A 21,761-nucleotide genomic window follows, 5' to 3' on the forward strand; every position below is an offset into this window, starting at 1 on the left:
AGGATCGGCAGGTCGCCCCGCAGGATCAGCGCCCGATCCCGAGTGCTTCCAGCCGTGCACCCAGGGTCTGCTGTTCGGCGGTGGTCAGTCCGACGGCGGGAGGTACCGGATCGGCGGCGCCGACGCCCGCCCAGGCAAGCGCGGCCTTCCACCCCGCCGGCGGCGGCCCGACCCGGCAGGCCATCACCACGTCGTGCAGCTTCCGCTGCGCCGATCGCGCCCGGCCAAGATCACCGGCGAGGCTCGCGTCGTAGATCTCCCGGCCCAGCTCGGGGACCAGATTGACACTGCCCGCGATGGTTCCCACCGCGCCGACGGTCAGCGAGGCCAGCAGCATGGTGTCGCTGCCGGTGAGCACCGCGAAGTCGGCGTCGGTGGTCGCGTACAGGATCGTCTGGAGATACTCGAAATCCCGGCTGCTGTCCTTGATCCCGATGATGCCGGGCAGCGTCGCCAACTCGCCGACCGACTCCGGCGGCAACACGATCTTGGTCATCGAGGGGATGTTGTAGAGCACGATGGGCAGGACGGCGTCGGCCTCGACCGCACGGTAGAAGGCGGTCACTCCGGCCGCCGGGATGGGGTAGTAGGACGGCGGCGCCAGCAGCACAGCGTCGGCACCGGCCTCGGCCAGTTCGCCGATCTCCGCCACGGCGTCGGCGACAGTGAGTGCCGACGCTCCGGGCACGACCAGCCGATCGCCGCCGACGTGCTTGCGCACCTGCCGGGTGACCTCGACCCGTTGCGCCCGGCTGAGGCGGGGGCCCTCCCCGGTCGAGCCGGTGGGGCTGATCCCGTCGCCACCGCCGTCGATGATCCGGGCCAGCAGTCGGTCCAGAGCTGCCGGATCAAGGTCGCCGTCCGGCCCGATCGGAGTCGCCAGCGCGACGTGAACTCCGTGCAGGTCAGCTGATGTCACCATTGCGCGCACCGTCCGTCGTCGTGGCGCCGGCCGGAGATCCGGCAACAGCCGGACCACAACCGACGCGATGGTCTCGTCGGCCGAGTCCGCTGCTCCGTCCCGGCGGCTCGGCTCCTGGATCACAACATTAGGACAGCAGGCACCGACCGTTTCGAGGCGACCGGCGGCAGGCGGCCTGATCAGGCGGTGACCGCGGTGGTCACTGAGACCGCGGTCCTGAGTGACGATCACGGTCGGATCGACGACCAGTACGCTCGGAACCGTCCGGAACAAAGGAGTTGATCACAATGGCTGGCCCGACGCCACGGCTGGGACTGTCCGACCCGATGGACCTGCTGCCCACCGACCATGATCAGGCGACCCTGGTCGGCCGGGTCTTCGATCCGGTGGAAGACGGTCCGGCGGTCGTGGTCCTTCGCGATGATCAACTCGTCGATCTGAGTCACATCGCACCGACCGTCAGCGACCTGCTGGACCGGCCCGATCTGGTGGATCTGGTCCGGAACGGCACGCCCCGCAAGAGCTGGCCATTGGCCGACGTGCTGGCGACGACCGTCGATCCGGATGCCGCGGACGACGCCGTACGCTTGTTGTCGCCGATCGACCTGCAAGTGATCAAGGCCGCCGGTGTCACGTTCGCCAAAAGCATGATCGAACGGGTGATCGAGGAGCGCGCCAAGGGTGACTCCAGCCGCGCGGAGGAGATCAGGTCCCAGATCGACGACGCGATCGGTGGCACCATCGCCGGTCTGAAACCTGGTTCGGCGGAGGCAGAGCGGGTGAAGTCGATCCTGATCTCCGAAGGACTGTGGTCGCAGTATCTGGAGGTAGGGATCGGGCCGGATCCCGAGATCTTCACCAAGGCACCGGTGCTCAGCTCAGTCGGCCCGGGCGCTCCAGTCGGCGTACTGGCCCGCTCGACCTGGAACAATCCCGAACCGGAGGTCGTACTGGCCGTCACCAGCAACGGCAGGGTTGTCGGGGCGACGCTCGGCAACGACGTCAACCTGCGCGATTTCGAGGGCCGCAGCGCGCTGCTGCTGGCTGAGGCCAAGGACAACAACTCCTCGTGCGCGATCGGGCCGTTCCTGCGGCTCTTCGATGATCATTTCAGTCTCGACGACGTGCGCGACCTGGTGGTCGACCTGCAGGTCCAGGGCGTCGACGACGGCTATCTGCTCCATGAGCAGAGCACGATGAGCGAAATGAGTCGCGGACTCGAGGAGCTGGTCGAGCACGCCATCGGTGATCATCACCGCTATCCGGACGGATTCGTGCTCTTCACCGGGACGTTGTTCGCGCCGACCCAGGATCGCGATGCCGCGGGCATGGGCTTCACCCATCACCTGGGTGACGTGGTCTCGATCAGCACCGACCGGCTCGGACTGCTGATCAACCCGGTGTCCACCGCCGAGGAGGCCCCGGACTGGACCGTCGGCATCCGCCGGTTGTACGCCAACCTGGGCGCCCGCAGGCTGCTCGGCTGAGCCGCTTCCGGCCGCGATAGCCCCGGGCGAACGCGGGTAGGGCGCAGACGGCAGAATCGAAACACGCGTACGCGTGCAAGGGCAACCGTGCAGAGGAGTGAACGGCTCATGAGTCAGGCAACTGTGCCCGACACGACCGCAGGCGAACTCGACGAGCTGGTGCAGAAGGCCCATCGGGCGTATCTGACGGCCCGCTCGGTGCCGCCGGCCGACCGCAGCCGCTGGCTGTACGCGGCCGCAGACGCCCTCGACGCCAATGCCGCCGGGCTGATCGAGCTGGCCGACCAGGAGTCCCATCTCGGGGAGACCCGGCTCACCGGCGAGCTCAAGCGCACCAGCTTCCAGCTGCGGCTGCTCGCCGACGAGGCGGCTTCGGGGGAGCCGTTCGAGTTGGTCATCGACCACGCCGACCCGGACTGGGGGATGGGCCCCCGCCCCGACATCCGACGGATGAGCGTCCCGCTCGGCGTTGCCGGCGTGTTCGGCGCCTCCAACTTCCCGTTCGCTTTCTCGGTGATCGGCGGGGACTCGGCGTCCGCCCTTGCTGCCGGCTGCGCGGTGGTGCACAAGGGCCACGAGGCACACCCGCGCCTGGCGCAGCGGACCGCCGCGATCGTGATCGAGGCACTGGCCGGGGCGGGTGCGCCCGACGGACTGTTCAGCCTGGTGACCGGCATCGACGCCGGGTCGGCGCTGGTCACTCACCCGCTGGTGCAGGCCGTCGGATTCACCGGGTCGACCCGCGGCGGCCGGGCGCTGTTCGACCTGATCGCCGACCGTGACCAGCCGATCCCGTTCTACGGCGAACTGGGCAGCACCAATCCGGTCTTCGTTGCGCTGCAGGCATGGAACGCCAGGGCCGACGAGATCATCGCCGGGTACCTCGGCTCGGCCACGATGGGCGTCGGGCAGTTCTGCACCAAGCCGGGACTGTTGATCGTCCCGGCCGGCTCCGATCTGGCGGCGCTGCTGCAGTCAGCCGACGTCGACCGCGGGCTCGGCCAGATGCTGATGCCCCGGCTCGAGGACGGTTTCGAGAAGTCGTTGCAGGCGGTCCGCGAGCACCAGGGCGTCAGCACGCTGGCCGGAGGCTCCGGAGCCGACCGAATGAGCGTGCTGCACGCCACCGCCGAAACCGTGCTCGCCCAGCCGGAGGTCCTCGAAGAGGAGATGTTCGGACCGGCGACCCTGATCATCGAGTACGACGGCGCGGACTCCGCGCTGGCACTGGCCGAGGCGCTCGAAGGCCAGCTCACCGCCACCCTGCAAGCCGATCCGGGTGACGATGTCGACGACCTGGTCGAGGTGCTCACCCGCAAGGCCGGACGGTTGTTGTGGAACGGCTGGCCGACCGGGGTCACCGTGAGCTACGCCCAGCAGCACGGCGGGCCATACCCGGCCTCGACCGCGTCGAGCACGACCTCGGTCGGCACTGCGGCGATCAAGCGGTTCCTGCGCCCGGTCGCCTTCCAGGACTTCCCCCAGGACCGGCTGCCGACCTGGCTGCGGGACGAGGAGACCACCGGCGTACGGCGCCGGATCGACGGCACCTGGGCCGGGGCGTCGGCGTGACCGACACCGCCGGCGTGCCCCCAGCCCGGATCGGGATCGTCGGGACGGGATGGCGTACGGACTTCTTCCTGCGCATCGCATCCGTGCTGACCGACCGGATCAGTCTGGCCGGCCTGGCCACCCGCAGTGCCGACAAAGGGGCCGCGGTCGAGGCCGCGTGGGGCGTACCGACGGTCCGCGACGTCGAGCAGCTGATCGACCGATTCCGGCCGGATTTCGTGATCTCCTCGGTGCCCTGGGCGGTCACGCCGGGCATCATCGAGACGGTCGTCGGGCACGGTATACCGATCCTGGCGGAGACTCCACCTGCCCCCGACCACGACGGGCTCGTCCACCTCTGGGGACAGGTCTCCGATCCCGGGCTGGTCCAGGTGGCCGAGCAGTATCCCTACCTGCCGATCGTGCAGGCCTATCGGGCGATGATCACCGACGGCCTGCTCGGAGCGGTCACCTCGGCACAGGTGTCGTGGACCCAGCAGTACCACGCCGTCGCACTGCTGCGCGCCGTGCTCGGCGCCGGCATCGGCCCCGTCAGTGTCAACGCCGAGTGCCATGACAGCCTGGTGATCGAGAGCCTCGGCCGGGACGGCTGGCCGGACACCGAACGCGACACCACGGTCAGACAGACCATGGCCATGATCAACTTCCAGGGCCGGCTGGGGGTCTACGACTTCACCGAGGGGCAGTGGTTCCATCCGCTGCTGTCGCGCCGGATCGACATCCGCGGCAGCCGGGGCGAGATCGTCGATCATCGGCTCACCCGGATGCTCGATCCGCGGACCCCGGTCACCGAGCAGCTGGTCCGACGCCAGACCGGCGTCGACGGTGACCTGGAGGGATTCGACCTGGACACCATCTCAGCGGGCGGCCGGGTCTGGTATCGAAATCCCTTCCAGGGCAGGAGATTTGCCGACGAGGACATTGCCATCGCCACCGTGTTGATCATGATGGCCGACTGGGTCCGCAACGCCGGCGACCCGCCGTACCCGCTCGCCCAGGCAAGTCAGGATCATGCGATCGCGCTGGCGATCAACGAATCCGCGACGACCGGCCGGCGCGTCGACGTCGCACCAGGGCCATGGCAGTGAACCCCCGGCGATGATCCAGTGATGCCAGGTCCACCAAGGCCACCGAGGAGGCAGGATCGATGCGAGTAACCGTTGTCGGCACCGGAATCATGGGCACGGGGATTACCCACGCGCTGCTCCGGGCCGGACACCAGGTGACGGTCTGGAACCGGACGGCGGAGCGGGCCAGACCGCTCGCCGACGACGGCGCGACGGTCGCCGACACCATCGTGTCGGCCGTCGACGGCACCGAGGCCGTGATCACGATCGTGTACGACAGCGATGCGCTGCGAGCGATCACCGGGCCGCTGCTGGCCGCACTCGACCCGTCGGCGGTCTGGATCCAGACCTCGACGATCGGTCCGGACGCCGCGGCCGAATTCGGGCAGCAGGCCGAGCAGGCAGGCATCGGCTACCTCGACGCGCCGGTCGTCGGCACCAAGGCCCCGGCCGAGGCGGGGGAGTTGTCGACCCTGGTCTCAGGTCCCCGGCAACTGGTTGACCGGGTCCTCCCTGTGCTGGAAGCGATCTCGGCCAAGATCACCGTTGCCGGCGATCATGCCGGGCCGGCCAGCGCGCTGAAGCTGGTCTGCAACGCCTGGATCGGAGTTCTGACCAGCGGCATCGGACAGTCGATCGCACTGGCGCAGGCAGCGGGTCTGGACCCGGAGCTGTTCCTGGCCGCAATCAAGGGCGCTGCGGTCGACTCGGCCTATGCCCAGATCAAGGGCCCGATGATGATCAACTCCAGCTATCAGCCGCCGGCGTTCGCGGTGGACGGAGTGCTCAAGGACCTCGGACTGATCAAGGACTTGGCGGCAACGGCCGGTGTCAGGACCGAGCTGATCGACACGGTCCAGGCCATCTTCGACCGGACCAGCACGGCCGGCCACGGCCATGACGACATGGCAGCCGTCCGTACTCAGTTCACCCCGAGCTCCCGGGACAGCAGAAAGTGATCACGCCATGACCACCGTCGCGGAGAACATCGTCGCCCATCTGGCAGCCAACGGCGTCCAGCGGATCTACGGCATCCCTGGCGATTCGCTCAACGGGCTGACCGATGCTCTGCGCAAGGACGGCACGATCGGCTGGACGCTGGTCCGCCACGAGGAGGCGGCCGCGTTCGCCGCGGCCGGCGAAGCCGCGATCACCGGCAGGCTGGCGGTCTGCGCCGGCAGTTGCGGTCCCGGCAACCTGCACTTGATCAACGGGCTCTACGACGCCCATCGCAGCCGGGTACCGGTGCTGGCCATCGCAGCTCAGATCCCGAGCGAGGAGATCGGCAGCAACTACTTCCAGGAGACCCACCCGCAGGAGCTCTTCGACGACTGCAGCTGCTTCGCCGAGCTGGTGGCTACGCCGGAGCAGATGCCGCGACTGCTCCAGCAGGCGATCCGGGCGGCGGTGGAGAATCGCGACGTGGCCGTCCTGGTGATCCCGGGTGACGTCGCGCTGGCCGAGGCGGTCTCGGATCGGGTGGCGCGGATCGTCGCGACGGATCCGCAGGTCATACCGTCATCGGACGAGCTCGATCAGGCCGCCGGGATCCTCAACCAGGGCAGCAGGATCACCATCCTCGCCGGAGCCGGCACGGCCGGCGCGCACGAGGAGTTGATCAAGGCGGCCGAGCTGCTCGCGGCGCCGATCGTGCACCCGCTGCGTGGCAAGGAACATGTCGAGTACGACAATCCGTACGACGTCGGAATGACCGGACTGATCGGCTTCTCTTCCGGCTATTGGGCGATGGGCGACAGCGACACGCTGCTGATGCTGGGCACCGACTTCCCGTACCGGCAGTTCTATCCGACCCAGGCCAAGATCATCCAGGTCGACCTCCGCGGTGATCAACTGGGCCGTCGCGCCCAGCTCGACCTCGGCCTGGTGGGCGACGTCAAGGACACGCTGCAGGCGTTGCTGCCGCGGCTGGTCGAGCACACCGACCGCAAGCATCTCAAGGATTCGCTGGCGCACTACCGGAAGGCACGCAAGAAGCTGGACGACTTGGCGACCGAGGATCGTGGCCGGAGTCCGCTGCATCCGCAGTACGTCGCGAGGATCGTCAACGAGCTCGCCGCCGACGATGCGGTCTTCCTCGCCGACGTCGGTTCGCCGGTGGTCTGGGCGGCCCGCTATCTGGCCATGAACGGCCGGCGTCGGTTGCTCGGGTCCTTCAACCACGGCAGCATGGCCAACGCCCTGCCGCAGGCGATCGGCGTCCAGTCGGTCGATCCCGCCCGACAGGTCGTCACCCTGTCCGGCGACGGGGGATTGGCGATGATGCTGGGCGAGTTGGCCACCGTCGCCCAGCACAGGTTGCCGGTCAAGATCATCGTCTTCAATAACTCGTCACTGAATTTCGTCGAGCTGGAGATGAAGGCCACCGGCTTCGTCACCTACGGCACCGGTCTGGACAATCCGGACTTCGCCAAGGTCGCCGAAGCGATGGGGATCCTCGGCCGGACGGTCACCAAGCCCAAGGAGCTGGCACCGGCTCTGCAGGAGGCGTTCGCCCACGACGGGCCGGCGCTGGTCGACGTCTCGACCGTCCGCCAGGAACTCACCATCCCGCCGGCGATCACTGCCGAACAGCTCAAGGGTTTCACCCTGTACGCGATCCGCACCGTGCTGTCCGGGCGCGGCGATGAGCTGCTCGATCTGGCCAGCCGGAACCGCCGCCAGCTTCTCTGACGCCGACTTCGACGCCGACTCCAGCCAGGGTTCTGTCGGCCCGGGATGCAAGGATGAGGCCATGGCGCGGGCGGTCGGAGTCTACGGACGGGTGGTGCTGATCAGCGGGCCGGAGACGCTGCTCGCCGATCGCGCGGTGTTGCAGAGGCTGGCCGCGGCTCGCGCCGAGGATCCCGATGTCGAGGTCGCCGAGGTCGATGGCGGCGACCTCGACCCTGGCACCTTCGCCGAGATCACCGGCGGATCGCTGTTCTCCAGCCACCGGGTCGCGGTGATTCGTGATCTCGGGTCTGTTCCGGCCGACGTCCAGACCGAGATCCTGGCGATCGTCTCTCGGCCGCTGGACGATGTCGGGTTGGTCCTGGTGCATCCGGGCGGGGTCAAGGGCAAAGCACTGCTGGACAAGCTCAAGAAGGCAGCACGAGCCGGGCAGGTCGAGACGGTCGACTGTCCGACCCCCAAGACCTGGGACTTGCCCAAGTTCGTCGCCGCGGAGACCAAGCGAGCCGGCTCGTCGATGGATCCCGAGACCGCGCAGGCCGTCGTCGATGCCGTCGGCCACGATCTGCGGTCGCTGGCGTCCGCGGTTGCGCAGCTGGCCTCCGACAGCGACCAGCGGGTGATCTCCCAGACGCTGGTGCAGCGTTACTTCGGCGGCCGCGCCGAGGTGACCAGTTTCGCGGTCGCCGACGCCGCATTGGCCGGCCGGGCCGGTCAGGCGATGGAGCAGTTGCGCTGGGCGCTGTCGACCGGGGTGGCACCGGTGTTGGTCACCAGTGCCCTGGCCTCGGGGCTGCGGGGACTCGGCAAATATGTGTCGGCGGCCGGCGGTGGGATGCGCGAGGCCGATCTGGCCCGGGAGATCGGTGTGCCGCCGTGGAAGCTGAAGACGATGCGATCACAGGCCCGGGGCTGGGACGAGCGCGGGCTGGCACACGCCCTGCGCGCGGTCGCGGTGGCCGACGCCGAGATCAAGGGCGCCTCCGATGACGCCGAGTACGCCCTCGAGCGGGTCGTGCTGACGATTACCCGCTCGCGGAGCAGATGAGAGTCCGGGCACGCAAAAATCCCGGCACCACGGGTACCGGGATCTCGTACGAGCGACCGCGTCGGTCAGCTGAGCTTGGCGGCCTCGGCGGCGATGGCCGACTTGCGGTTGGCAGCCTGGTTCTTGTGGATGACGCCCTTGGACACCGCCTTGTCGAGCTGGCGGGTCGCGTGCTGCGCGGCGACCTGGGCCTTCTCGACCTCGCCGGCGTCAGCAGCCTCGCGGAACCGGCGCACGGCGGTGCGCAGGGACGACTTGACGGCCTTGTTGCGCTGGCGCGCGACCTCGTTCGTCTTGATCCGCTTCAGCTGGGACTTGATGTTCGCCACGGGGCAAGCCTCTAACATCTGTGAAAGGTGGTTGGTCTGTCTGCGCCGGCCAACACCGGACGCGACGAATCACTTTAACAGCACGCGACAACCGCGGCCAAATCATCCGGTCCTGCCCCGACCGGTCGAATTCACGGACCACTTACCCGCCGCTGCATGCACTTGATATGCATACCTGGTGCATGCAAAATGCGTGCATGGCGTACCTTCAGATCCGCGACATCCCTGACGCCGCGCGGGACGTCCTGGCACAACGGGCACGAGATCGCGGGCAGTCCCTCAATTCTTACCTGCGTGACGTCGTACTCCGGGAGGTGTCGTTCGCCAACAACCGGGCGCTCATCAACGATGTAGTTGCCGCGCGCGGTGACTCCAGTTTCACGGTGGAGGATGTGCTCGAGGTCCTCGCGGACGCCCGGGGTGAGCGTTCCGAGGGTGCTGCGTGATCGTTCCCGACGCGTCGGTCGTTGCCCTGATCTTCTCAGAGCCCGAGGCCGATCCACGTGTGGAACAGGCGACGCAGATCCTGACGGATGACCCGGAATGGGTGGTGCCGGAGGTCTGGCGGACTGAGGTGTTGAGCGTCTTCCGTGGACTGCGGCGCGGTGCCAAGCTCACTGCGGACGATGCGGAGCGTAGCCTGCGCTGGCTCCAGGAGATCACCGTCGTGACGGTGCCGACCGGGCCGTTCCTGGCGCGTATGTGGGAGCTGCGGGACAACCTGTCGGCCTACGACGCCGGCTATGTGGCGGCTGCCGAGGCACATCAGTTGACCCTCGTCACCGCTGATCGGCGGATCGCCCAGGCCGGAGTCGCGCGATGCCCGGTGCGGCTGGTCACGCTCAGCTGACCGGGAGTTCGGCGCGGTTGTCCACCGCCGCCGCGATCCGGTCACCGACCTGAAGCCGCCAGGGCTTGTCCGTCCCCTCTGCGGTCGCGGTCAGCGTGTTCCCAGAGCGCCGAACGACGTAGCTCGCGTCACCGACCCGGACCGCGATCTCCGTTCCGCGATCCACCTCGAAGGCACGCAGCGTCACACCGTCGGCGTGGTCGTATTCCGGCCCGTCGTCCCGTGTACCCCACGGCAGCACGGTCCCGGGCCGGACGAAGAGCGGCAGCGAGCCGAAGTCGTACGTCTCGGTGTACCAATACGGCCCACTCAGCTGCTTGCCGGTCAGCAGGTGGGTCCAGGTGCCATCCGGCACATAGAAGGTGGCCCGACCGTCGGCGCGGAAGATCGGCGCCACCAGCAACCGGTCGCCGAGCAGGAACTGGGTGTCGACGGCCACCGCGGTCCGGTCCTCGGGAAATTCCAGCAGCATCGGACGCATCACCGGGATCCCTTCGGTGTGGGCGATCCGACCGAGCTCGGACAGGTAACCCAGCAGCCGCATCTTGAGCCGGGCGAACGTACGGGTGACCTCGACTGCCTCGTCGTCGAAGGCCCACGGCACCCGGTAGGAGCTCGACCCGTGCAACCGCGAGTGGCTCGACAACAAGCCGAAGGCGACCCAGCGCTTGAAGATCGCCGGATCCGGGGTGCCTTCGAAACCACCGATGTCGTGGCTCCAGTAGCCGAAGCCGGACAGCGCCAGCGACAGGCCGCCGCGCAGTGACTCGGCCATTGCGGTGAAGGTCGATTCGCAGTCGCCGCCCCAGTGCACGGGGAACTGCTGGCCGCCGGCGGTCGCCGAGCGGGCGAACAGCACCGCCTCACCGTCGCCCCGCTCGCGACGTAGCAGGTCGAAGACGCACTGGTTGTAGAGCTGGGCGTAGTAGTTGTGCATCCGCTGCGGGTCGGAGCCGTCGTGCCAGGTCACGCCGTCAGTGGGGATCCGTTCGCCGAAATCGGTCTTGAAGCAGTCCACACCCTGGTCCAGCACAGCCTTCAGCTTGCCGGCGTACCAGGCGTACGCGTCCGGGTTGGTGAAGTCCACCAGTCCCATCCCCGCCTGCCAGAGATCGGTCTGCCACACGCCGCCGTCGGTGGTGCGGACGAGATAGCCGAGTTGCTCGCCTTCGGCGAAGAGCGCCGACCGCTGGGCGATGTAGGGATTGATCCAGACGCAGATCCGCACCCCTTTGGCCTTCAGTCGGTCGAGCATCGCCTCCGGGTCCGGAAACATCGCCGGATCCCAGACGAAATCGCACCAGTGGAACTGCCGCATCCAGAAGCAGTCGAAGTGGAAGACGCTCAGCGGGATGTCCCGGCCCGCCATCCCGTCGATGAAGCTGCTGACGGTCTGTTCGTCATAGCCGGTGGTGAACGAGGTCGACAGCCACAGTCCGTACGACCAATCAGGCACCGCCGCCGGCCGGCCGGTCAGTGCGGTGTACTTGCTCAGGATCTGCTTCGGCGTCGGACCGTAGATCAGGTAATAGGTCAGCCGCTGACCCTCGACCGAGAACTGGGTCCGCGAGGTCACCTCGGTGCCGATCTCGAAGCTCACCCGTTCCGGGTGAGCGACAAAGACGCCGTAACCGCCATCGGTGAGATAGAACGGCACATTCTTGTACGCCTGTTCGGTGTTGGTACCACCGTCGGCGTTCCAGATGTCAACAGCCTGACCATTCTTGATGAAGGCGCCGAACCGCTCGCCGAGCCCGTAGACGTGCTCGCCGACCCCGATGGTCAACTGCTCGCGGACGAAGTGCCGGTCCTCATCGTCGGTGATCACGCCGATACTGTCGGCGGTCGAGGAGGTGAGGAGTTGATCATCGCCGATGAAGTCCAGTCGCCACGGACCGGCGGTGGGGATCTCGGCCCGGAGTGCGCCCGACCGGAAGCTGACCCTGTCATCGGCGCGGTCGACCTGCGGCCGGGTTGCGGTAGTGTTGATCATGAAGTCCGGGCCGCGATCCCGGCCGCCGGTGAAGTGTTCGATCGTCACCCCGATCACGTCCGGCGCAGGGCTGGACAGGGTGGTGGCGATCACGGGCCGGTTCAGTGTCGCACCGCGACCGGTGAGTGGCGCGGTGGCGGCGTAGACAGTCAGCCCGTCGGCGTCATCGGTGATCTGCTCGATGTCGCGCGCCTTCAGAATCTCGACACCGGGCAGGGTTTGCCAGTAGCCGTCGGTGAACTTCATTCCTCGCCTCCATCGATCGGCCGGAGCACGGCGACGTCCTCGCCCGGCAACTCGAGTTGATCACCGACCAGCGTGTCGGTGAGCAGGTCACGCCAACGTCCCGGGACCGTGACGACGACGTCCTCGACCTTGTGGTTGATCACGAACACCAACTCGCCGCGCCGGACTGCCTCGACCTGATCGGGCAACTCAGCCAGCACCGGCCGTACCCCGGCTTCGTCGAGCACCGCCGTGATCAACTGTGCGAGCCAAGCGTCCTCCGGCAGCGTCGCCAGATACCAGGCCGTTCCTTGCTGGTAGTCGTTGCGGACCACTGCCGGCAATCCGTCCACCGGCCAGCCGGCGAATGTGGCGATGATCTCGGCGCCCTCGGCCCGGAGTTGTTCGGACCAGACCCGGACCGGACCGTCGCCGAGCAGCTCCGAGGTGACCACGACCTCGTGGGCGTCCGGCAGCGGCAGCCACTGCTCGCCGCTGGCGCCGATCACATCGGTCAGATCGACCGGGAAGCGTCCGCGCCGGACGTGCCCGTTGGAGTCCGCGACACCGGAGAACGGACCCAGCACGAGCGTTCCGCCGGCCGCGACGAAGTTCTGCAGGTTGGCTGTCGCATCGTCGGTGAGCAGGTACGCGGTCGGCGCGAGCACCACCCGGTAGCCCGACAGGTCGGCCGTACTGGCCACGATGTCGGCAGTGACGCCAGCCCTCCACAGCGGTGTGTACCAGGCCTGCAGCTGCTCCAGCGGCTTGAGCCGGTTACTGGGGACTGCGGGCTCCTCGGCCGCCCACCAGCTGTCCCAGTCGAAGATCATCGCCACCTCGGCTGTGACCTCCTCGTCCTGGACAGCCGGTGACAGCGCCTTCAGCTCCTGGCCGTGCGCGAGGTGGGCGCGCCAGCGATCACTGTCCTCACCAGCGTGCGGCACCAGCGCAGCGTGGAAGCGTTCGGTGCCGGCCGTCGAGGCGCGCCACTGGAAGTAGCAGGACCCGCCGGCACCACGACCGATCGCCCGCAACGACTCCAGCCGGGTGCGGCGTACGGATTTGGCCACGTTGTGCCCGCGCCAGTTGACCGCCCCGGCTGCCTGCTCCAGCAGCATCCAGCCGCGTTGCCCGTCGTCAGTGTGCCCGAGTGAGCGCATCAGGTCACTGGTCAGCGACGCCTCGACGATCGACCGCGGGTCGTTCGGATCGGGGTAGACGTCGTCGGCGATCACATCCAGGTGCGGCGCCCAGGTGCGATAGTCCGCACCCCAGTAGAACCGCATCAGGTTGGTGGTGACAGGCACCAGCGGATTGGCATCGATGATCATGGAACGCTGCTCGAGATAGCCCTCCAGCAACAGATCGGAGACGAACCGGTGGAAGTCCAGTTGCTGGCTCGGATTGATCAGATACGGCGCCTGCCGAGGCGGGATGATCTCGGCCCACTCGCTGTAGCGCTGGCTCCAGAAAGCCGTGCCCCAGGCCGCGTTGAGCGCGTCGAGATCCTGATAGCGGGCCTGTAACCAGCCGCGGAACCCCACCGCGCACTGGTCGCAGTAGCAGGGCGTGCCGTACTCGTTCCCGACGTGCCACATCGCGACCGCCGGATGGTCACCGAAGCGACGCAGCAACTCCGCGACGATCAGCCGCGACCGCTCCCGATAGACCGGCGAGCTGGGGCAATAGTGGTTGCGCGAACCCCAGCCCAGCCGTACGCCCTCCGCGGTGACCGGGAGCGTGTCCGGCCACCGGTGGCCAAGCCACGGCGGCGGTGACGCGGTCGGCGTCGCCAGGTCGATCGCCACCCCGTGGTCGGCCAGCAGGTCGATCACCTGCTCCAGCCAGCCGAAGGTGAATCGGCCCGGCTCCGGCTCGAGACTCGCCCAGCTGAAGATCCCTACCGAGGCCAGATTGACCCCCGCGTCCTGCATCAGCCGGGCATCCTCGGCCCAGATCTCCGGTGTCCACTGTTCGGGGTTGTAGTCACCGCCGTACAGGATGCCGAGGCGTTCGGTGAGTTCGGCGAGGCCGGGCCGGACAGTACGAGGGCTGGGCATGGATCGGGTTCCTGATCATCGTCGACGGGTGCTGCTCGATTATCGGGTACGCCACCGGATGTGATTGACGCCGGTCACCGATCTCGCTGGAACCGCGCGTGGAAGAGCAGCACGCCGGCCGACACCGCGACGTTGAGCGAGTCGGCGTGGCCGAGCATCGGGATCCGGACCCGATCGAATCCGCGCCAGGCTTGCGACGGACCGGAATGTTCGTTGCCGAGCACGATCGCGGTCGGCCCGGACCAGTCCGCTGCGGTGTAGGCGACACTCCCGTCGGCGTCGGCGATCTTGATCGCGATCGACCGCGACCGCAGCCACGCGGCTGCTTCGGCCGGAGACTCGATGGTGATGTGCGGCACGGTCAGCGTCCGGCCGCGACTGCCCTTGAACACCGTCCCGGCGCTCGTCCGGGCCCGGGTACCGGTCATGATCAACAGATCCGCACCGCAGGCGTCCATGGTCCGTATCACCGTGCCCAGGTTGCCGGGACTGGCCAGACCGTCGGCCACCACGACCAGCGGTTCGGCTCCCAGAGCGACTTCATCGCGATGCCATTGCGGCATCCTGATCACCGACGCGATCCCGTCGACACTCCGGTGCGAATCGGACAGCCGTCCGATCGTCTTCTCCGAGACCTGGTACGCGACCCCGGACCGGGTTGCTACGACCTCGGCCAGCCCGCGCCCTTCGTCGGAATACAGCAGCTCCGGCGTGCAGAAGAACGACTCGACCGCTATGCCGGCATCCAGGACTGCGCGATGGGCCCACAGCCCGGAGATCAACAGCAGGCCCGGCTCAGCGCCTCGGCCGACCTGCAGCGCGTGACGGACGTCGGGATGAGCTGCGCCGACTGCGCGCAATGCGCGCAGATCCGCCGCCATTGAAGGTCCACCTCATGGCGACCATGGTGGCGCCGGGCGAGCCGGGCTGCAACGGGATTTCAGCGTGCCGCCGTGGCGTGCCGAGTCCGCGCTCCTAGGGAGTGATCGCGGTCGCCAGCGCCTTCTCGACCGCGGAGCGATCGCCGTCGACGCCGACCCCGGCACTCTCCAGCGGGATCCGGCGCCACAACACCAGCAGTAGATCACGCGCGGGCCCGCTCACGACCGCGGCCGGGTCCTGGCGTATCCGTCCGTCCTCGTGCGCGCCGAGCTGGAAGGTCGCGCCCGCGTCGACCGCGTGCAGCGCCACGATCCGGGCCAACGGCTGGATCCGGCCCAGCCGCACCTGACGCGGCTCCATCACCTGGACGACCTCGTCGATCCCGTCGGCCCACAGCGCCGGCGTCAGATCGACCGCACCGTCGAACACCTCCGCCGACCACCGGCCGGAACCAGCGGCGTAGAGATCACCGAGATGGATGAGCGTCTCGTGGACCTGGCGGCGGTGCCAGAAGGACGCCGGCCCGGGGCCGAGGAGAGTCGAACCGGTCCGGTCCGGGCCGAGTTCGGTGAGCGTGTCCGTCAACTCCGCAGCGGTGCTCGCATACAAGCCGGGAAGGTCGTCCGGATCCCGATCCAGGGGCGACGTGTGCTCGGCGCGAGCCTGTGCCGCAGCCCAGTGATGGATCCCGGCAAGATGTACGACAAGATCGCGCACGGTCCAGTTGTCGATGCCGGGAACCGGCCTGGTCGGGTCGGCCGGCGCGATCCCTGCCGCGAATGCTGACTGCAGCCGGGCGAGCTTCGCCAGATGGTCGATGCCGGCCGATCCGTCGCGCGGACGGCCGGAGATCGGATCGATCGCGGACGCAGTCACGGACCGAACGCTACCGGCGGGCACCGACATCCCGCTGTCGACGAATTCGGTCGTACGGCTCCGCGTGGGATGATGGGATGCCTCAGCTCAACGACCAGGAACGGACGCCGCCTCAGTGACCTCCGCAGCCGCTCACCGCATCGGGTCGGCACCGCAACCGGGCCGGACCGACGCGCGTCTGATCCGGAACTTCTGCATCATCGCCCACATCGACCACGGCAAATCGACGCTGGCCGATCGGATGCTGCAACTCACCGGTGTGGTGGACGAACGGGCCATGCGGGCGCAATACCTGGACCGGATGGACATCGAGCGCGAGCGCGGCATCACCATCAAGTCCCAGGCCGTACGGATGCCGTGGACGGTGCGCGCCGACTCGGGCGACACCACGTACGTGCTGAACATGATCGATACGCCCGGCCACGTCGACTTCACCTACGAGGTCTCCCGCTCGCTGGAGGCGTGCGAGGCGGCCGTCCTGTTGGTCGACGCGGCCCAGGGCATCGAGGCGCAGACGTTGGCCAACCTGTATCTGGCCCTGGACGCAGACCTGCAGATCATCCCGGTGTTGAACAAGATCGATCTGCCCGGTGCCGAGCCGGAGAAGTACGCCGCCGAGCTGGCCGGAATCATCGGCTGTGATCCGGGCGAGGTGCTGCGGGTGTCGGCCAAGACCGGCGAGGGCGTACCGGAGCTGCTGGACGAGATCATCGCCCAGACCCCGGCGCCGGTCGGGGTCACTGACGAACGCGCCCGGGCATTGATCTTCGACTCTGTCTATGACACCTACCGCGGCGTGGTCACCTACGTCCGGGTGGTCGACGGCCGGATCAGCCACCGGGATCGGATCCTGATGATGTCGACCAAGGCCACCCACGAGGTGCTCGAGGTCGGGGTGATCTCGCCCGAGCCGACCCGGACCGACTCGTTGTCGGTCGGCGAGGTCGGCTATCTGATCACCGGCGTCAAGGACGTACGCCAGTCCCGGGTCGGCGACACCGTCACCCTGCAGTCCAAACCGGCGACCGATCCGCTGGCCGGCTACCGGCATCCCAATCCGATGGTCTACGCCGGCCTGTATCCGATCGACGGCGCCGACTACCCGGAGTTGCGGGAGGCGCTGGAGAAGCTGCAGCTCAACGACGCGGCGCTGGCCTACGAGCCGGAAACGTCGGGGGCATTGGGATTCGGTTTCCGGATCGGCTTCCTCGGGCTGCTGCACATGGAGATCGTCCGGGAGCGGTTGGAGCGCGAGTTCAACCTCGATCTGATCTCCACCGCTCCGAGCGTGGTCTACCGGATCGTGATGGAGAACGGCTCCGAGCACACCGTCACCAATCCGTCGGAATTCCCCACTGACGGCAAGATCGCCGAGGTCTACGAGCCGGTCGTCCGGGCGACCATCCTCAGCCCGTCCGAATACATCGGAACGATCATGGAGCTATGCCAGGCCCGACGTGGTGTGCAACTCGGCATGGATTACCTGTCGGCCGATCGGGTGGAGATCCGCTACACGCTGCCGCTGGCCGAGATCGTCTTCGATTTCTTCGACGCCCTCAAGTCGCGGACCAAGGGCTTCGCCAGCCTGGACTACGAGCCGTCGGGGGAACAGGAGGCCGACCTGGTCAAGGTCGACATCCTGTTGCACGGCGAGCCGGTCGACGCGTTCTCCGCGATCGTGCACCGGGACAAGGCCTACAGCTACGGCGTGGAGATGGCCGGCAAGCTCAAGGACCTCATCCCGCGGCAGCAGTTCGAGGTGCCGATCCAGGCGGCCATCGGCGCCCGGGTGATCGCGCGCGAGACCATCCGCGCGATGCGCAAGGACGTGCTGTCCAAGTGCTACGGCGGTGACATCACCCGCAAGCGCAAACTGCTCGAGAAGCAGAAAGAGGGCAAGAAGCGGATGAAGATGGTCGGCCGGGTCGAGGTGCCGCAAGAGGCCTTCGTCGCCGCGCTGGCTACGACCGAGCCGGCCAAGGACTCCAAGAAGTAGCGCCGGGACGTAGCGAGTAAGCTCGCCGATGCGCGGGAGCCCGGGGACGAAGCCGGGCTGAGAGGGCGAATCTGCCGACCGTCGAACCTGATCTGGGTCATGCCAGCGAAGGGAGCAGCCGGATGCGGCATCCGCACCGTGACGTCGTGGTGATCGGCTACGGGATTGTCGGGGCGCTCGCGTGCTGGCGCGCCGCGGCCGCAGGGCAGACGGTCACCTGCCTGGATCCCGAGCCCGGCACCGGGGCGACCTACGCCGCCGCAGGGATGCTGGCCGCGGTCACCGAAGCGGATTTCGGTGAGCCGGACCTGCTCCGGCTCAACCTCCACTCCGCCCGGCGGTGGCCGGATTTCGCCGCTGCCATTGAGCGGACCGCGGGCACCGGTATCGGCTATCACCGCTGCGGCGTGCTGACCGTCGGCTACGAACGGGCCGATCATGATCAACTCCAGCGGCTGGCGCAGTTGCAGCAGCATTCCGGCCTGGCCGTGACGCCGGTGACCACCGAGGAGGCCCGGGCCCGTGAGCCGATGCTCGGACCGCGGGGGATCGGCGGCTACTGGGTGCCTGCCGACGGACAGGTCGATCCGCGCCGGCTGATGCAGGCGCTGAAGATCATCACCGATGATCACGGCGTACGAGTCGTCCGCCGATCGGCCGCCCAGCTGATGGATGATCATGACGGCCGGGTCGTCGGTGTCGTCGACGAGATCGGCGACGAGCATCCCGTCGATCGAGTGGTGGTCGCTGCCGGGTACGCGTCCGGTCCGCTGCTGGCCGCACACCCTCGATTCCAGGTCCCGGTCCGGCCGGTGAAGGGTGAGCTGATCCGACTCGACGGCGGGCTGCCGGGCTGGTCGCCGGAATCTCGGATCATCCGCGGCTTCGTCCAGCAGCGCCCCATCTACGTCGTCTTCCGGGCTGCCGACGATCGCACCGGCGGCCAGGAGGTCGTGATCGGCGCGACCTCGCAGGAGTGGGCGGACGACCGGCAGGTCACGGCGGGCGCGGTCTTCGCGTTGTTGCGGGACGCGCGTGCGCTGCTGCCGGGCATCGACGAGTTCGCGATCAAGGAGACCACCACCAGAGCACGCCCGGCGACGCCGGACAATCTGCCGATCCTCGGCCGGTCGGGCATTCCCGGCCTGGTGATCGCGACCGGGCACTACCGCAACGGCATCCTGCTGGCCGCGGCAACCGCGGAGGCCCTGGATCTGATCTTCGCGGGCCGGGAGCTGCCCGACGTCTGGAAACCCGCAGATCCGCGACGATTCCACGATCAGCCGTCTGACCATGATCAATTGGGGAAGTCGGAAGGAGCGCCATGGGTGACGACGAGCCGTTGATCATCAACGGGCAGCCGCGATCGTACGAGACCGGGCTGGGGATACCGGTCCTGATCACCGAGCTGCTGCCCGGATCGATCGGCAGCGGTGATCCGGAGCTGCCCACTGGGATCGCCGTCGCGGTGAACGGCATCGTGGTCCCTCGGGGACAGTGGCCACGGACAGATCTGCACGCAGGGGACAGGATCGAGATCGTGAAGGCGGTGCAAGGTGGCTGACACCGAGACGACTGAAGCAGGCGCGACTGAAACCGAGACAGGATTGACGATCGCCGGGACCGAGCTGGGTTCGCGATTGATCATGGGCACCGGCGGTGCCGCCAGCCTGCTGGGACTGGAGCGTGCGCTGGTCGCGTCGGGGACGGAGTTGACCACGGTCGCCCTGCGCCGGGTCCAGGCGGCCGGTTCCGGGGTCGACGCCGGCATCTGGACCCTGCTCGCCCGGCTGGGGATCCGTGCACTGCCCAACACCGCAGGCTGTTATTCGGCTACCGAGGCCGTCCTGACGGCCCGACTCGGGCGTGAGGCCTGCGGCACCGACTGGGTCAAGCTGGAGGTGATCGCCGACGACCTGACGCTGTTGCCCGATCCGGTGGAGCTGCTGGCCGCGGCCAGGCAGCTGGTCGACGACGGCTTCGTCGTCCTCGCCTACACCAACGACGATCCGATCACCGCACGCAGACTCGAGGACGCCGGCTGCGCAGCTGTGATGCCGCTCGGCTCACCGATCGGGTCCGGGCTCGGCATCCTCAACCCGCACAACATCGAAGCCATCGCCGCGGCAGCTGCGGTTCCGGTGATCCTCGATGCGGGGATCGGTACGGCCTCCGATGCCGCAGCCGCGATGGAGCTCGGCTGCGACGGGGTCCTGGTGGCCTCAGCCGTCACCCGCGCCGCCGATCCTGCCATGATGGCAGCGGCGATCCGCGGAGCCGTCGAGGCAGGCTGGCTGGCACGCCGGGCCGGACGCATCCCGCGGCGCGACCGGGCCCTCGCCTCGTCGCCGGTCGGCGGCCGGATCGACCAGCCCTCCCGCCTCGACCTGGCACTGTGATGATCATGAAGCAGGTTGCGTCCGGTGAAGGACTCCGGCGACAGTTGCACAAGGCCCGCTTGTATCTGTGCGTCGATGCGAGCCTGGGTGAGGCCGGCACCCTTGATCTGATCAGGGAAGCGATCGACGGTGGCGTGGACATCGTCCAGCTCCGGGACAAGACGTTGTCCGCCCGCGACGAGCTGGCGCTGCTGGAGAAGACCCGGCAGATCTGCGTCGACCGCGGCGCGCTGTACGCCGTCAACGACCGCGCCGATCTCGCCCTGCTGACCGGAGCCCAGGTCTTCCACACCGGCCAGGACGATCTGCCGATCCCGGCGATCCGGCAGTTGCTCGGCCCGGAGGTGCTGCTGGGCAGGTCGACCCACTCCCGCCAGCAGGCTGCAGCGGCCGCTGCAGATCCCGAGATCGACTACTTCTGCATCGGGCCGGTGTGGGAGACGCCCACCAAGCCCGGGCGGCCGGCGGTCGGCCTCGACACGGTTGCCGCGGTCGCGGCGATGACCTCGGCCGAACCGACGGCCAGGCCGTGGTTCGCCATCGGCGGCATCGATGCCGAACTGCTGCCGGGTGTGCTCGCCGCCGGCGCGGAACGGATCGTTGTGGTCCGGGCGATCACCCGGTCCGACGATCCGTCCGCAGCGGCTGCCCGGCTCCGCGCTGGGCTCAGCTGAAGTCCAGACCGCCGGTCCGGGTCCGCTTCAGCTCGAAGAAGTGCGGATTGCCGGCCAGCAGCACCGCGCCGTCGAACATGTCCAGCGCCTGCTGCCCGCGGGGGATCGCATTCAGCACCGGGCCGAAGAAGGCAACGCCGTTGACGTGGATGGTCGGAGTGCCGACGTCCTGCCCGACCGGATCCATCCCCTCGTGATGGCTCTTCTTCAGTGCCTCGTCGTAATCGGTGCCGTCGGCGGCCTCGGCCAACTCAGCCGGCAGACCGACCTCCTCGAGTGACTCCTTGATCACCAGGTCGTAGTTCTCGTCGCCCTTCTCCTTGCGGTAACCCAGGTTGTGGATCCGGGTGCCCATCGCGGTGTAGAGGTCACGCAGGATCGGCTCGCCCTTGGCCTCGGCGGCGGCGATGGCGACACGGACCGGACGCCAGGCCGGAACCAGGCCCTTGGCATAACCGGGATCCAGGTCACGCCCGGAGTTGAGGACGGCCAGGCTCATCACGCGGAACCGCAGGTCGATGTCGCGCTGCTTCTCCACCTCGAGGATCCAGCGGGACGAGATCCAGGCGAAGGGGCAGATCGGGTCGAAGTAAAAATCAACTTTGGGCCGCTGGGCCGCGGTTGCAGTCATCCGGAACTCCTGAACGAGACGATCGTGAGAAATCGAGATGGTTGAACGGTACGCCG

General features: G+C 68.1%; 19 protein-coding genes, 1 pseudogene and 1 riboswitch. Of the genes and pseudogenes, 13 read left to right on the forward strand and 7 right to left on the reverse strand.

Annotated features, from left to right (window positions below; translation table 11 throughout):
* Positions 1-25: 25 nt before the first annotated feature.
* Complete coding sequence (locus tag IEY07_RS10580; RefSeq protein WP_188895254.1) at positions 26-922, reverse strand: dihydrodipicolinate synthase family protein; 897 nt, start codon at positions 920-922, stop codon at positions 26-28.
* Between the two features lie 287 nt (positions 923-1,209).
* On the opposite strand from IEY07_RS10580, the gene IEY07_RS10585 reads away from it, so the two are divergent.
* From IEY07_RS10585 to holA, 6 genes and pseudogenes are all read left to right on the forward strand, one after another.
* Positions 1,210-2,409, forward strand: coding sequence for a fumarylacetoacetate hydrolase family protein (locus IEY07_RS10585; RefSeq protein WP_188895255.1), 1,200 nt, complete (start codon positions 1,210-1,212; stop codon positions 2,407-2,409).
* Positions 2,410-2,517: 108 nt separating this feature from the next.
* Positions 2,518-3,981 carry an aldehyde dehydrogenase (NADP(+)) gene (locus IEY07_RS10590; protein ID WP_188895257.1) on the forward strand — a complete coding sequence of 488 codons (1,464 nt, stop codon included), beginning with the start codon at positions 2,518-2,520 and terminating at the stop codon, positions 3,979-3,981.
* Positions 3,978-5,069 (forward strand): Gfo/Idh/MocA family protein, encoded by a 1,092-nt coding sequence (locus tag IEY07_RS10595; protein ID WP_229669944.1) that lies wholly within the window; start codon positions 3,978-3,980, stop codon positions 5,067-5,069. Before IEY07_RS10590 ends, IEY07_RS10595 begins: the two co-directional genes overlap by 4 nt.
* Positions 5,070-5,122: 53 nt before the next feature.
* A pseudogene (locus IEY07_RS24695) lies at positions 5,123-6,007 on the forward strand (NAD(P)-dependent oxidoreductase); the annotation flags it as partial.
* A gap of 7 nt (positions 6,008-6,014) precedes the next feature.
* Positions 6,015-7,739, forward strand: coding sequence for a ubiquinone-dependent pyruvate dehydrogenase (poxB, locus tag IEY07_RS10605; RefSeq protein WP_188895261.1), 1,725 nt, complete (start codon positions 6,015-6,017; stop codon positions 7,737-7,739).
* Positions 7,740-7,800: 61 nt separating this feature from the next.
* The gene (gene holA / locus IEY07_RS10610; RefSeq protein ID WP_188895263.1) at positions 7,801-8,787 is read left to right on the forward strand and encodes a DNA polymerase III subunit delta; all 987 of its coding nucleotides are present in this window, start codon (positions 7,801-7,803) and stop codon (positions 8,785-8,787) included.
* Positions 8,788-8,852: 65 nt separating this feature from the next.
* Here the strand turns inward: holA and rpsT are convergent, their stop codons facing one another.
* On the reverse strand, positions 8,853-9,116 hold the full coding sequence (gene rpsT, locus IEY07_RS10615; protein WP_188895265.1) for a 30S ribosomal protein S20: 264 nt from the start codon (positions 9,114-9,116) through the stop codon (positions 8,853-8,855).
* A 197-nt stretch (positions 9,117-9,313) separates the two neighbouring features.
* On the opposite strand from rpsT, the gene IEY07_RS10620 reads away from it, so the two are divergent.
* Both IEY07_RS10620 and IEY07_RS10625 read left to right on the forward strand, forming a co-directional pair.
* Positions 9,314-9,562 (forward strand): FitA-like ribbon-helix-helix domain-containing protein, encoded by a 249-nt coding sequence (locus tag IEY07_RS10620; RefSeq protein ID WP_188895267.1) that lies wholly within the window; start codon positions 9,314-9,316, stop codon positions 9,560-9,562.
* The gene (locus IEY07_RS10625; protein ID WP_188895269.1) at positions 9,559-9,966 is read left to right on the forward strand and encodes a type II toxin-antitoxin system VapC family toxin; all 408 of its coding nucleotides are present in this window, start codon (positions 9,559-9,561) and stop codon (positions 9,964-9,966) included. The genes IEY07_RS10620 and IEY07_RS10625 overlap by 4 nt, the downstream gene beginning before the upstream one ends.
* Here the strand turns inward: IEY07_RS10625 and yicI are convergent.
* The 4 genes from yicI to IEY07_RS10645 all read right to left on the reverse strand — a co-directional run bounded on the left by yicI (position 9,959) and on the right by IEY07_RS10645 (position 16,005).
* Positions 9,959-12,205: an alpha-xylosidase gene (gene yicI, locus IEY07_RS10630; protein WP_188895271.1), complete on the reverse strand. Its 2,247-nt coding sequence runs from the start codon at positions 12,203-12,205 to the stop codon at positions 9,959-9,961. The genes IEY07_RS10625 and yicI overlap by 8 nt on opposite strands.
* Complete coding sequence (locus IEY07_RS10635; protein ID WP_188895273.1) at positions 12,202-14,247, reverse strand: beta-galactosidase; 2,046 nt, start codon at positions 14,245-14,247, stop codon at positions 12,202-12,204. The genes yicI and IEY07_RS10635 overlap by 4 nt, the downstream gene beginning before the upstream one ends.
* 74 nt (positions 14,248-14,321) lie before the next feature.
* On the reverse strand, positions 14,322-15,128 hold the full coding sequence (locus IEY07_RS10640) for a TrmH family RNA methyltransferase (RefSeq protein ID WP_188895275.1): 807 nt from the start codon (positions 15,126-15,128) through the stop codon (positions 14,322-14,324).
* 94 nt (positions 15,129-15,222) lie between these two features.
* On the reverse strand, positions 15,223-16,005 hold the full coding sequence (locus IEY07_RS10645; protein ID WP_229669945.1) for a maleylpyruvate isomerase family mycothiol-dependent enzyme: 783 nt from the start codon (positions 16,003-16,005) through the stop codon (positions 15,223-15,225).
* A 115-nt stretch (positions 16,006-16,120) separates the two neighbouring features.
* Between IEY07_RS10645 and lepA the strand changes: the two genes are divergently transcribed.
* The 5 genes from lepA to thiE all read left to right on the forward strand — a co-directional run bounded on the left by lepA (position 16,121) and on the right by thiE (position 21,074).
* A complete protein-coding gene (gene lepA / locus IEY07_RS10650) occupies positions 16,121-18,001 on the forward strand; it encodes a translation elongation factor 4 (protein WP_229669946.1) in 1,881 nt (626 codons plus the stop codon).
* A gap of 22 nt (positions 18,002-18,023) precedes the next feature.
* A riboswitch (TPP riboswitch) is annotated at positions 18,024-18,132 on the forward strand.
* The gene (thiO, locus tag IEY07_RS10655) at positions 18,124-19,347 is read left to right on the forward strand and encodes a glycine oxidase ThiO (protein ID WP_188895278.1); all 1,224 of its coding nucleotides are present in this window, start codon (positions 18,124-18,126) and stop codon (positions 19,345-19,347) included. It overlaps the preceding riboswitch by 9 nt.
* On the forward strand, positions 19,326-19,565 hold the full coding sequence (gene thiS / locus IEY07_RS10660) for a sulfur carrier protein ThiS (protein ID WP_188895279.1): 240 nt from the start codon (positions 19,326-19,328) through the stop codon (positions 19,563-19,565). Before thiO ends, thiS begins: the two co-directional genes overlap by 22 nt.
* On the forward strand, positions 19,558-20,400 hold the full coding sequence (locus tag IEY07_RS10665) for a thiazole synthase (protein WP_308422930.1): 843 nt from the start codon (positions 19,558-19,560) through the stop codon (positions 20,398-20,400). Before thiS ends, IEY07_RS10665 begins: the two co-directional genes overlap by 8 nt.
* A 5-nt stretch (positions 20,401-20,405) precedes the next feature.
* Positions 20,406-21,074 (forward strand): thiamine phosphate synthase, encoded by a 669-nt coding sequence (gene thiE / locus IEY07_RS10670; RefSeq protein ID WP_188895282.1) that lies wholly within the window; start codon positions 20,406-20,408, stop codon positions 21,072-21,074.
* On the opposite strand, the gene IEY07_RS10675 is transcribed toward thiE, so the two are convergent.
* On the reverse strand, positions 21,067-21,705 hold the full coding sequence (locus tag IEY07_RS10675; RefSeq protein ID WP_188895284.1) for a mycothiol-dependent nitroreductase Rv2466c family protein: 639 nt from the start codon (positions 21,703-21,705) through the stop codon (positions 21,067-21,069). The two genes, thiE and IEY07_RS10675, sit on opposite strands and share 8 nt — an antisense overlap.
* Positions 21,706-21,761: the final 56 nt, after the last annotated feature.

It is taken from the genome of Microlunatus endophyticus (assembly GCF_014646195.1).
Taxonomy (GTDB): Bacteria; Actinomycetota; Actinomycetes; order Propionibacteriales; family Propionibacteriaceae; genus Microlunatus; species Microlunatus endophyticus.